Raw genomic sequence first — 11,868 nt, forward strand, 5'->3', positions numbered from 1 at the left:
ATGGTCGCGATGGATCGAGGCCCCTTGAGCGACGCACGCGTCACCATCCAGCACTCCTCCGGCGTGAGCCCGAGATCGAGGTCGCCGACGAGCGCCTGGTAGATCCGCAGCGGGTCCTGGCGACCGACGCGCCGCCAGAGGTGAAGCCGGAGCTCTTCGAGCGAGGTCCGGCTCGACGGCAGCGCGAACGACTGACCTGCGGAGCCGCCCACGTCCTGGGCCCCGGTCGTGCGCCGCAGTGGGAGCTCGGGGATCAGCCAGGCGAGGAGGAACGCGAGCAGCGCCACCGGTACGGCGGCGAGGAAGACGACGTGGATCGCGTCCGCGTAGCCGTCGAGGAACCAGTTCTGCACCTGCGGTGGGCACTCCCTGAGCCCGAGAGCCGACTCCTTGAGCACGTCGCCCGAGCAGCGTCCGGTGGCGTCGGCAGGGGTGTCGCGCCCGAGGGCGTCGGCCAGGGAGCGGGTGAGGACCGCACCGAACGCGGCGACACCCACGGAGCTGCCGATCGTACGGAAGAACGTGGCTCCCGAGGTCGCGGTCCCGAGGTCGCGGTAGGCGACGGCGTTCTGCACCGCGAGCACCAGCACCTGGGTGACCATGCCGAGGCCGAGACCCAGGACGAACATGCTGCCCGAGGACTCGAGCGTGGTCGTGTCCCGGCCCATCAGAGAGAGCAGGAACAGTCCCAGCGCGGTGATCGCCGTCCCGAGGATGGGGAACACCTTGTAGCGACCCGTCTTGGTGATGAGGTGGCCGCTGCCGATCGAGGTCAGGAGGAGCCCGACCATCATCGGCAGCATCTCCAGCCCGGACTCGGTCGGTGACGAGCCCTTGATCTGCTGCAGGTAGAGCGGAAGGTAGGTGATCGCTCCGAACATCGCGAAGCCGATGACGAACCCGACCAGCGACGTCGTCGTGAACGTGCGGTTCGCGAAGAGCCGCAGCGGCAGGACCGGCTCCGGCGCTCGACGCTCCACGAGCACGAATGCCCCCAGGGCCACGACGCCGATCACCCCCGTGGTCCACACCTCCACCGAGCTCCAGGCCCAGGTCGACCCGCCGAGGCTGGTGATCAGCACGATCGCCGTGGCCACCGTCCCCAGCAGGACCACCCCGGCATAGTCGACGCTCGCGGCGCGATCTGGGCGGATGCGCGGCAGGACGGCCGTCACGACCACCAGCGCGACGGCGCCGAGCGGAAGGTTGATGTAGAAGACCCACTCCCAGGAGAGGTTGTCGACGAAGAACCCACCGAGCAGCGGACCAGCCACGCTGGCCACCCCGAACACCGCCCCGAACGCGCCCTGGTAGCGGCCGCGCTCCCGCGGTGGCACGACGTCGCCGATGATCGCCTGCGACAGCACCATCAGCCCGCCGCCGCCCGCACCCTGCACGGCCCGCCACGCGACGAGCTGTCCCATCGTCTGCGACGTCCCGGCGAGGGCCGACCCGACCAGGAAGATCACGATGCAGGTGATGAAGAGGCTCTTGCGGCCGTACAGGTCCCCGAGCTTGCCCCACAGCATCGTGGTCACCGTCGACGCGAGCATGTACGCCGTCACGACCCAGGACAGGTGCTCGGCACCACCGAGATCCTGGACGATCGTGGGGAGCGCGGTCGACACGATCGTCTGGTCCAGGGCGGCGAGCAACATCGCGAGCATCAGCCCGCCGAAGATCGCCCAGACCTTGCCCCGGGCCAGCGGCTCGGCCTCGTGGGTTTCCTCCGCGTGAGTCGCCATCGTCCCCCCTGTCCTGCGGCGATTCTCGACCAGGGGCGGGGGGTCCGCACCTCCTGAGGTGTCCGGCGTCTAGGAGAGGCGGCTCCAGAGGAACCGGTACGCCAGCGCCGACATGTGCGCGGCCTGCGCGTTGTTGGCGGCGCCGCCGTGGCCGCCCTCGATGTTCTCGTAGTACGTGACGTCTTTGCCGGCCTCCAGCATCTTCGCGGCCATCTTGCGCGCGTGGCCGGGATGGACCCGGTCGTCACGCGTGGAGGTCGTGAAGAGCACCGGCGGATAGGCCCGGTCGGCGTCGAAGAGGTGGTAGGGCGAGAACGTGGCGAGGAACTCCCAGTCGGCGGAGTCGGGGTCGCCGTACTCCGCGATCCACGACGCCCCCGCGAGCAGCAGGTGGTAGCGCTGCATGTCCAGCAGCGGCACCTGGATGACGACCGCGCCGAACAGCTCGGGGTACTGCGTGAGCATGTTGCCGGCGAGCAGGCCGCCGTTGGATCCGCCCATCGCGCCGAGGTGCTGCGGCGAGGTGATCCTCCGCTCCACCAGGTCTCGCGCCACCGCAGCGAAGTCCTCGTACGCGCGGTGGCGCTGGTCGCGGAGCGCCGCCTGGTGCCACGTCGGGCCGTACTCCCCGCCTCCGCGGATGTTCGCCACGACATACACGCCGCCGTGCTCGAGCCACGCGCGGCCGAGACCACCGGAGTACGAGGGAGTCAGCGAGATCTCGAAGCCGCCGTAGCCGTAGAGCAGCGTCGGGGCGGAGCCGTCGTCCGGGAGGTCGTGCGGGCGGACCACGAAGTAGGGCACGCGCGTGCCGTCGACGGACTCGGCGAAGTGCTGCTCGACGACGAGGCCGTCGGCGTCGAAGAACGATGGCATCGCCTTCAGCGGGACCGGGCGGGCGTTGACGCCCCGTGGGCCGAGGTCGAGCAGCGAGAGCGTGGTAGGCGTCAGATAGTCGGTCGTGTAGAGCCACACCGCGTCGTCCTCGTCGGCATCGACCGGTGCGACCTGCAGCGTGCCGAGCTCGGGGACGTGCCGCGCGGCGACCCGGTCCCACTCACCGCCCGGCTCGGCGGGCGGGGTGAGGATCTCGAGGCGGCTTCGTACGTCGGTCATCAGCTCGAGCACCAGCCGGTGGGCGGTGAACACATAACCCGCGAGTGCACTGTCACCGGTCGGCTCGTAGAGGACGGTGAAGTCGCGTGCTCCGTCGAGGAAGCTGCTGAAACCCAGGGCGAGCAGCGATCCAGCGACGTACGTGCGTCCGTCGACGGTCCAGTCGTCGCGGAGCTCGACGAGCATCTGGTCGCGCTTGACGCTGGTCTCGGCGGAGTCGGGCACGTCGAGCTTGGTCAGCACGACCTCACCGTCATCTTCGGTGAGCAGGTAGCGCTCGGCGGTGTAGAACGACGTCGCGCGGACGACCCAGTCGCGCTCGAAACCGGGCGTGCGGTCGTGGAAGGCGCCGATCGAGAGATCCTCGTGGGCGCCCTCGAAGACCACCTCGGACTCCGCGAGCGGTTCTCCGCGACGCCAGCGCCGCGCGATCCGCGGATAGCCGGACGCCGTCATCGAGCCCGGCCCCGTGTCGGTCTCGACGAAGACCGTGTCCTCGTCGATCCAGCTCACGTCACCCTTGGCCTCGGGGCGCACGAAGCCGTCGGTGACCCACGTACGCGACGCGAGGTCGTACTCCCGCGTCACGTCGGCGTCGGAGCCGCCGCGCGACAGCGAGACCAGCGCGCGCATGAAGGCGAGCGGCCCGGTCCGCAGGACGGCGGCGCCGTGCCAGACCCAGTTCTCGTCCTCGGCGTCGGCGAGCGCGTCGAGGTCGAGGACGACATCCCACTCCGGGTCGTCGGTCCGGTACGACGCGAGGGTCGTACGGCGCCAGACCCCGCGGACGTGCTGCGCGTCCCGCCAGAAGTTGTAGTACCAGTCGCCCGCCTTCGCGATCGGCGGGATCTTGGCGTCGGAGTCGAGGACCTCGAGGATCTGCTTCTCCGTCGTACGGAAGTCGTCACTGGTCTCGAGGCGCTCGGCGGTCTCGGCGTTGCGGGCGCGGACCCAGTCGAGCGCCTTCTCGCCGTCGACGTCCTCGAGCCACAGGTACGGGTCGGTCTGCGTCATGGTTTCGAGCCTAGGCGTACGCCCCAGCGGTCGACCGTGTGGCTCGCTCCGCCTTCTACGAGCCGTCAAGCACGCGTCCACCGCGGGTGGCTCAGAGCAGGTCGAGCGGTGGCTCCTCGGGCGACATCGCGGGGGTGGCGCCGACGATCCGGTCGCGAGCGACGACCGACTGCAGTGCCCGCAGCGCCGAGGTCGTCTCGCCGCCCCACGAGGTGAAGAAGGAGAACTGCCACCACCACAGCGCCTCGACCAGACGGCCCGCGCGGGCGTGCTGCATCCCGTGCGCGAGCGCGGCGACCAGGGAGATGACGTCGTCGGAGATCCGGTACGCCGAGGGTTCGGCGGGATCGTCGTAGGGGTCGAAGACCTCGACGTAGGTGTCGAAGCCGTCGAGCACCGTGGCCAGCTCCACCCGGACGTCGTCGAGATCGATGTCGGGGCCGCTGTCGGGCTCGTAGCGGTCCGGGGGAACCATCCTCGGCATCGCGGCCATCCGGGCACCGACGGTGAGCGCCCGGCTCAGCTCGACGAGCAGACCGGCCACCATCTCGTCGCCGTCGGTGATGCCGATCAGGCTGCGAAAGCCCTCCAGCACCACATCGACGTCCTCGGCGAACCCGTGAGCCACCGCGGCCAGCTCGTCGTCTCTCGTCGTGCTCACGTCGCCCCCTCCGGTGCCGGTGTCAGTCGACCGAGCGACGCCCTTCGAAGGCACGCCCGAGCGTGACCTCGTCGGCGTACTCGAGGTCACCGCCTACGGGTAGTCCACTGGCCAGACGCGTCACCCGCAACCCCAGGGGCTTGAGGAGCCGCGTGAGGTAGGTCGCGGTCGCCTCGCCCTCGAGGTTGGGGTCGGTCGCCAGGATGATCTCCTGGATCGCGCCGTCGGACAGCCGCTGCATGAGCTCCTTGAGGCGCAGGTCGTCCGGACCGACGCCCTCGATCGGGGAGATCGCACCGCCGAGGACGTGGTAGCGGCCGCGGAACTCGCGGGTGCGCTCGATCGCGACGACGTCCTTGGACTCCTCCACGACGCACAGGATGGCGGGATCGCGACGTGGGTCGGCGCAGATCCGGCAGGTCTCGGACTCGGCGACGTTGCCGCACGTCGTGCAGAACCGCACCTTGTCCTTGACCTCGGTGAGCACCTCGGCGAAGCGACGGACGTCGACCGGATCGGCGTCGAGCAGATAGAACGCGATGCGCTGCGCGCTCTTGGGCCCGATGCCAGGGAGCCGGCCCAGCTCGTCGATCAGATCCTGGACGACGCCTTCGTACATCGCGTCAGAACCCGAGGGCGCCCGCTGCGCCCCCACCGGGCTCGCCGCCGAGCCCGCCCGCGAACGGGCCGAGCTTCTCGGCCGCGAGCTGCTCGGCCTGGCCGTTGGCGTCACGGACGGCAGCGACGACCATGTCGCCGAGCATCTCGGTGTCCGAGGGATCGACGGCCTCGGGCTTGATCTCCACCGACACGAGCTCGCCGGTGCCGGTCACCGTGGCCTTGACCAGACCGTTGGCGGCCTGGCCGGTGACCTGCAGCCGGCTCAGCTCGTCCTTGGCGGCGAGCAGGTGCTCCTGCATCTGCTGGGCCTGCTGCAGGAGGGCCGACATGTCGGGCATGCCGCCTCCGGGCTGGTTGGGTCCGCCGAAATCATCACCGATCACCGAGACGTCCTCACGTTGGTACGACCGCGGCGTCTCCGCCGCGAAGTGCACTGGCCAGCCTACCGGCGAGAGCGTGCGGACCGGCCGAGGCGGCGCAGCCCGGTCGCGACCAGGCCCGAGACGAGCCCGACCACGGCGCCGGTGACGACGCTGCTCCCCACGGTGACGATTCGCATGATCACCTCCTCGGCCTGTCGCGGAAGCCTTCCCTCCCACGACCCGCCGAGCCGTGGGTCCTCGGCGAGAAGCGAGTCCCACATCAGGTTGTGGCCGATGCCCAGCCCGATCCCGTACACCGTGCCGACGACGAGAAGCGTCGTGACGGGGGACGGGACGCGGGTCCAGAGGGCCACGCCCACCCACGCCAGCATCGGTCCGATCGCGAGGAGCGCCGGCCCCCACGCCCCCGTGTCCACGTCGAGGTCGTGCACGACGACCCGTGGGAGCGAGAGCGCCGCGAGCAGGAGGATCGCCCACCACGGCAACCCGAACCGATATCTCGTCATCGGACGCCCCGCGGCCCTCGGGAGGTCTCGATCGTCAGGTGCGGCAGAGCACGGTCCAACCAGCGCGGCAGCCACCAGTTGCGGTCGCCGAGCAGCTCCATCACCGCAGGCACCAGCACGAGCCGCACCAGCGTCGCGTCGATGAAGATCGCGAACGCGAGACCGAACCCGAACAGCTGGAGCTCCCGGCTCGACCCGAGGACGAAGCTCCCGAAGACGCACACCATGATCGCGGCGGCCGCCGAGATGACCCGCGCGGTGCGCGCGAGGCCCTCGGCCACGGCCGTGGCGTTGTCGCCCGTACGGTCGTACTCCTCGCGGACCCGGGACAGGAGGAACACCTCGTAGTCCATCGACAGACCGAAGACGATCGCGATCATCATCATCGGCACCCACGCCTCGACGGGCGCGCTCGCGCCGAGGTCGAGCAGCTCCACGCCCCAGCCCCACTGAAAAACCGCCACCACCGCCCCGAATGCGGCGCCGAGCGACAGCAGGTTGACCAGCACCGCCTTGACGGCGACGGCCAATCCACGGAAGACGAGGACGAGGAGCACCAGCGCGGCACCGAGGACGACGGCGAGGAAGAGCGGAAGACGTTCCGCGGTGTAGTCGGCGAAGTCGACCGCCGCCGCCGTCGCTCCACCGATCGCGACCTCGAGCCCGCTGTCGTCCACCGCCTGCGGGACCACCTCCTCGCGGAGCGTGTGCACGAGGTCGGTCGTGGCCTCATCCTGCGGTCCGGTCGTCGGGATCACCTCGAAGAAGGCGACGTCGCCGTCGTCGGAGAGCACCGGCGGTGTGGTGGCCGCGACGCCCGGTGTCGTCTCGAGGGCGTCGGCGAGCGCCTCCACGGCAGCGTCGCCGGCGGGGCCGTCGGCTGCCTGCACCGCGACGAAGAGGGGGCCGTTGGCGCCAGGGCCGAAGCCTTCCGCCACCAGGTCGTGCGCCCGCCGTCCGGTGTCGGTCGTCGGGCGCGTGCCGGCATCGGAGAACCCGAGCCGGAGATCGAGAACCGGGAGGGCGAGCAGGACCAGCACGGCGGTCGCCGCGAGGGCCGCCGGCCACGGCCGCCGCTGCACCACACGGCTCCAGCGGCGAGCGAGCCGTCCACCGTCCGACCTCGTACGCCGCCGGTGGACCGAGAGCCGGTCGATCCTCCGTCCGGTGATCGTGAGCATCGCCGGCAGCAGCGTCACAGCGGCCAGCATGGTGACGAGCACCGCTCCGGCGATCCCCAGCGCGACACCCGTGATCACCTTGAGGTCCATGAGGACCAGCCCGAGCGAGGCGATGACCACGGTGACTCCGGCGAAGAGCACGGACCTCCCGGCGGTCGTCTGCGCGATCGTCACGGCCTGCGCGGGATGGGTTCCCGCCGCGAGCGCCTCGCGGTAGCGGGTGACGACGAGCAGGGCGTAGTCGATGCCGACGCCGATGGCGATCATCGCCGCGACGGGTGCCGCAAAGCTCGGCATGTCGACCCACCGGGCACCGAGACCGACGAGAGCCACCCCGCTGGCAGCTCCGATGACTCCGACAAGGATCGGCAGGACCATCGCGATCACCGACCCGAAGGCGAAGAGCAGGATGGCGATCGCCGCCAGCACGCCGATCAGCTCGCTCGGCGGCCCGCTCCGATGCCCCTGCTCGGCGCCGAGGCCACCGACCTCCACGGTCAGGCCGTCCGTGGCAGACGAGCCGCGTACCTCGTCCAGGTCGTCCTGGAGCTCGGCGACGGCTTCGGCGTCCTGGGTCGGGAGCCCCACCGTGACGTAGCCGATCGTGCCGTCGGGAGAGAGCTGGTGTGCTCCGTCGGCGGCGAACGGGCTGCCGACCCTCGCGTCGGGCGCCAGCGCCGTGACCTCGTCGACCAGCGACGCCACCTGCTCGCGCCCGGCCGGTGTGTCCAGGCCGTCCTCGCGCTGCAGGACGAGCTGCGCCTGGGTGCCCGCGTCCGACGAGAAGCCGCCGTCCTCGAGGATCTGGACGGCACGGTCGCTCGGCGAGCCAGGGAGGTCGTAGTCGTCGCTGGTCTCACCGCTGAACGCCCCCGACAGGGCCGACAGCGCCACCACGACGACGATCCATCCGGCAACGACGAACCACCGCCCTCGCTGGCAGGCTCGAGCAAGTCTCTCCATGGTGTCCACGTCCTCCGCTGATGTCCCGACAGGTTCGTCGGCGCACCACGCTAGGAGCGCGCGAAGCGCGACTCAGTCCCTCAGGAGCGGCAGTCGCGTCGCGTCTGGGCGTACGGGTCTCGGGGTCCCCGTCAGTCGACGAGACCGGCACGGTGCGCCAGCACGACCAGCTGGGAGCGGTCGCGGGCGTCGAGCTTCGTCAGGAGGCGGCTGACATAGGTGCGCGCTGTCTCCGGGCTCAGGAACAGCGCCGTCCCGATCTCCTCGTTCGTCTGCCCGAGCCCCACCTGGGTGAGCACCTCGACCTCGCGCTCAGTGAGGCCCGCGAGCCTCTCCTCGCGGGCACGGCGGGTGGGCATCCGCGCGACGCGGTCCATGAGCTGGCGGAGCACCCCGGGCGCGATCTGGGCCTGCCCGTCCGCGGCGCTGCGCACCGCACGCCGCAGCTCGTCGGCGTCGATGTCCTTGAGCAGATAGCCGTTGGCACCCGCCGCGATCGCCTCCACGACGTCGTCCTCGTCGTCGAACGTGGTGAGGACGAGCACCGGCGTCGTGCCGAGGAGCGGGTCGGCGCGCATCGCGCGGATCGCCTCGGTGCCCGACATCACCGGCATCTGCAGGTCCATGAGGACGACGTCGGGCCGCAGCTCACGCGCCTCGCGCACGGCCTCCCTGCCGTCGCTGGCCTCACCGACGACCGTGACGTCGTCGGTGTTCTCCATGATCGCGCGCAGACCGTGGCGGAGAAGGACCTGGTCGTCGACGAGCAGCAGCCGGATCACGACGAGCCGCCGCTCATCACCGGGACCGTCGGGATGGACGCCTCGACCGCCCATCCCTGCGGGCCCGCGTCGACGTCGAGGGTTCCACCGAGTGCGCTGACCCGCTCACGCATCCCGCTGAGGCCGTGCCCGTCCTGGATCTGCGGGCCTGCGGCGGCCGTCCCGTCGTCGACGACGCGGACCCCGAGCAGTCCGGGCTCCTGCATGCCGATCCGAACGCTGATGCTGCGCCCGTTCGAGTGACGCAGCGTGTTCGTGATCGCCTCCTGCACAAGACGGAACGCCGCGGCACCGACCTCGGGCGCCACGTCGATCTGATCGACCTGCACGTCGACGGCGTACCCCGCCGCGGTCGGCGCGACGCCCAGGCTGACGACCTCGTCGAGCCCCGCAGCGGGATCGAACTGTCCCCGACCGCGGAGGACGGCGACCGTCTGACGCAGGTGCGCGGACGCGTCGGTGATCGAGGATCGGACGAGGTCGAGCGCATCTCGACGCGCGTCCTCGGCGAGCGCCTCGCGAGCGATGTCGGAGTAGAGGGCGGCGACCGAGAGCGAGTGCCCGATCGAGTCGTGCAGCTCGCGCGCGAGCCTCATCCGGTCCTCGCGCACCTGGGCGACGTCATCGAGCTCGCCCTGGCGGGTCAGCAGCCGCGTGACCTGATCGGTCCTCTGCCGGAGGCGGCGACCCACCCGGACGCTGTGCCCCAGCGCGATGGTCGCGACGATCAGGGCAGCATCGCCGCTGAGCTCGTAGCCGAGGACGAACGACGGGCTCTGGCCCTCCAGCAGCCGGTAGCCGGTGGCGGTGACGACGAGGAGCACGCTCGTGACGATCGCCGCACGCAGGTGACCCATCTCGGCGGCCGAGTAGAGCGCCGCGGCGATCGGTACGGCGAGACCGATCGCGGGGAAGCCGGCCGCGTAGTAGCTGAAGAACCCGAGCGACGTGAGTGCCAGCACCAGCAGCGGGTGGCTGCGTCGTACGAGCATGAGCAGGCCCAGACCGAGAGCCCACAGATAGACGAGCGGGTTGACCGCACCCCCACGGCCCTCGTGGGAGTTCGCGACGACGGCGAGCACGACCGTGACACCGACGCACAGCAGCACGTCGGTCCTCCGTGGGGTCAGGCTCATCACCGTCCCGTCCTCCTCTCACCCCGATGCTAGGGCCGGGCGAGCGATCTCGGTGTCGCCCACGAGCGACGCCTGCGTCTCCTGGGAGCGATTCGTTCGCACCCGCGGTACGTGACCGTTGACATGTGACATCGCCGATGTCACACTCCGTCGCATGGCCGATCTCGGACCGTTCGCCTCCCTTGTCGCCGTTGAGCAGCCACCCGCGGGCGGTGCTGCACTGGACCAGGTCATCGGCATGTCCGTCGCCGCCGTCGTCGTCTCGGCGGCCCTGCTGTGGATCGCGTGGGCGCACCGCACCCGCCGCATCACCTGGCTGCAGCGCTTCGGCGACCGTGCCGAGCAGCGTCTCGGCCGGCCAGGCTGGGTCGCCGTCCCGGGAGCGATGCTCGCCATCGCCCTCGTCACCGCGTTCCTCGGCTTCATCTGGGACGTCAGCCTGCACGCGGGAGTCGGACGCGACGAGGGCCCGCTGGCCAACCCGGCGCACTACCTCATCCTCGTCGGCCTCTTCCTGACCTTCGTCGCCGGCGCGACTGCGATGGTGCTGCCCCTCGACGAGGTGCCTGGCCCCGCCGCCGTGAAGATCACCCGCGCCTGGCACGTCCCGGTCGGCGGGCTCCTGGTGGCCGGCGCCGGACTGTACGCCCTGATCGGCTTCCCGCTCGACGACATCTGGCACCGCATCTTCGGTCAGGACGTGACGCTCTGGGGTCCGACCCACATCATGCTCATCGGGGGTGCCGGCCTGTCGTTGATCGGCATCATCATCCTGCTCCGCGAGGGCGACCTCGCGCAGGGCAAGGTCACTGCGCCGCTGCGGGAGCTCCGGGTGCGCATCTCGTACACCGCCGCGTTCGGCGGGCTCCTGATCGGCCTGTCGGTCTTCCAGGTCGAGTACGACTTCGGCATCCAGCAGTTCCGCCAGCCGCTGCACCCCATGATGATCGCGGCGGCCGCCGGGCTCGCCCTCGTCGCGGCACGGCGCGTCCTCGGCAGGGGCGGCGCCGTCCTCGCCGTACTCTTCTATCTCGCCGTGCGCATCGGCACCGCGGTGATCGTCGGGCCTGTCCTCGGCGAGGCGTACAACGTCTTCCCGCTCTACCTGGGCACCGCGGTCGTCATCGAGGTGCTCGCTCTTGTCGCGCCGCTCTACCGGCGTCGCCTGCTGTTCGGCGCGGTCGCCGGTCTCGCGCTCTCCACCGTGGGTCTCGCGCTCGAGGGTCTCTGGGTGGAGGCTGCGTTCGTCCTTCCGTGGACGAGCGACATGTGGCTCGAAGGACTCCTCATGTCGGTCCCGGTGGGCGTGCTCGCCGGGATGGCCGGGGCACTGTTCGGGACCGCGCTCACCACCGGCGAGATCCCTGGCAAGGCCGTGTGCCGCACCATCATCGTGGCCGGCATCGTCGCGGTCGCGGTGTCACTGGGCAACGGGCTGTACGCGACCGTCCCCGACGCGACCGCGAGCGTCGAGCTCACCGACGTCGACGCAGACCCGGCGAGCCGTACGGTCGAGGCGCGTGTCACGTTCGACCCGGCCGACCTCCCCAGCGACGACCCGACCTGGGTCCAGATCACGGCGTGGCAGGGCGGTGGCGACGGCGTCGTCGTCGACCGGCTCCGTGAGACCTCGCCCGGAGTCTGGGAGACGACCAGGCCGATCCCGGTCCACGGCACCTGGAAGACGCTGATCCGCGTCTCCGACGACCGCATCCTCGCCGCGGTCCCGATCTGGCTGCCCGCCGACGCGGCGATCGATG

The 11,868-nt window shown here is 70.8% G+C and carries 10 protein-coding genes; 1 reads left to right on the forward strand and 9 read right to left on the reverse strand.

All coding sequences use genetic code 11. The annotated features are described in order from the left end of the window. The 9 genes from PV363_RS10965 to PV363_RS11005 form a co-directional block, all read right to left on the reverse strand. Window positions 1-1,745, reverse strand: a 1,745-nt coding sequence (locus PV363_RS10965; protein ID WP_301022339.1) for an MDR family MFS transporter, incomplete at its 3' end; no start/stop codon positions are given. A 69-nt stretch (window positions 1,746-1,814) separates the two neighbouring features. Further along, window positions 1,815-3,875 carry a prolyl oligopeptidase family serine peptidase gene (locus tag PV363_RS10970; RefSeq protein WP_301022340.1) on the reverse strand — a complete coding sequence of 687 codons (2,061 nt, stop codon included), beginning with the start codon at window positions 3,873-3,875 and terminating at the stop codon, window positions 1,815-1,817. A 91-nt stretch (window positions 3,876-3,966) separates the two neighbouring features. Next, window positions 3,967-4,536: a DUF5063 domain-containing protein gene (locus PV363_RS10975; RefSeq protein WP_220343115.1), complete on the reverse strand. Its 570-nt coding sequence runs from the start codon at window positions 4,534-4,536 to the stop codon at window positions 3,967-3,969. Window positions 4,537-4,558: 22 nt separating this feature from the next. Then, complete coding sequence (recR, locus tag PV363_RS10980) at window positions 4,559-5,155, reverse strand: recombination mediator RecR (RefSeq protein WP_220343114.1); 597 nt, start codon at window positions 5,153-5,155, stop codon at window positions 4,559-4,561. Window positions 5,156-5,159: 4 nt separating this feature from the next. Then, window positions 5,160-5,540 carry a YbaB/EbfC family nucleoid-associated protein gene (locus PV363_RS10985; protein ID WP_308291416.1) on the reverse strand — a complete coding sequence of 127 codons (381 nt, stop codon included), beginning with the start codon at window positions 5,538-5,540 and terminating at the stop codon, window positions 5,160-5,162. Between the two features lie 59 nt (window positions 5,541-5,599). Then, on the reverse strand, window positions 5,600-6,046 hold the full coding sequence (locus PV363_RS10990) for a hypothetical protein (protein WP_220343113.1): 447 nt from the start codon (window positions 6,044-6,046) through the stop codon (window positions 5,600-5,602). After that, entirely contained in the window at window positions 6,043-8,190 is a 2,148-nt protein-coding gene (locus PV363_RS10995; RefSeq protein WP_301022341.1) for an MMPL family transporter, read from the reverse strand. Before PV363_RS10995 ends, PV363_RS10990 begins: the two co-directional genes overlap by 4 nt. A gap of 131 nt (window positions 8,191-8,321) precedes the next feature. Next, window positions 8,322-8,972, reverse strand: coding sequence for a response regulator transcription factor (locus tag PV363_RS11000; RefSeq protein ID WP_301022342.1), 651 nt, complete (start codon window positions 8,970-8,972; stop codon window positions 8,322-8,324). Continuing rightward, window positions 8,969-10,108 (reverse strand): sensor histidine kinase, encoded by a 1,140-nt coding sequence (locus PV363_RS11005; RefSeq protein ID WP_220343110.1) that lies wholly within the window; start codon window positions 10,106-10,108, stop codon window positions 8,969-8,971. The genes PV363_RS11000 and PV363_RS11005 overlap by 4 nt, the downstream gene beginning before the upstream one ends. A gap of 154 nt (window positions 10,109-10,262) precedes the next feature. On the opposite strand from PV363_RS11005, the gene PV363_RS11010 reads away from it, so the two are divergent. Beyond that, a partial coding sequence (locus PV363_RS11010; RefSeq protein WP_301022343.1) for a hypothetical protein occupies window positions 10,263-11,868 on the forward strand: 1,606 nt, incomplete at its 3' end.

The organism is Mumia sp. (assembly GCF_028803055.1).
Classification (GTDB): domain Bacteria; phylum Actinomycetota; class Actinomycetes; order Propionibacteriales; family Nocardioidaceae; genus Mumia.

Coding starts and splice junctions, on each gene's coding strand:
- recR (WP_220343114.1), bottom strand. CDS start 5,155: ATGTACGAAGGCGTCGTCCAGGATCTGATCGACGAGCTGGGCCGGCTC.
- PV363_RS10990 (WP_220343113.1), bottom strand. CDS start 6,046: ATGACGAGATATCGGTTCGGGTTGCCGTGGTGGGCGATCCTCCTGCTC.
- PV363_RS10995 (WP_301022341.1), bottom strand. CDS start 8,190: ATGGAGAGACTTGCTCGAGCCTGCCAGCGAGGGCGGTGGTTCGTCGTT.
- PV363_RS11005 (WP_220343110.1), bottom strand. CDS start 10,108: ATGAGCCTGACCCCACGGAGGACCGACGTGCTGCTGTGCGTCGGTGTC.
- PV363_RS10970 (WP_301022340.1), bottom strand. CDS start 3,875: ATGACGCAGACCGACCCGTACCTGTGGCTCGAGGACGTCGACGGCGAG.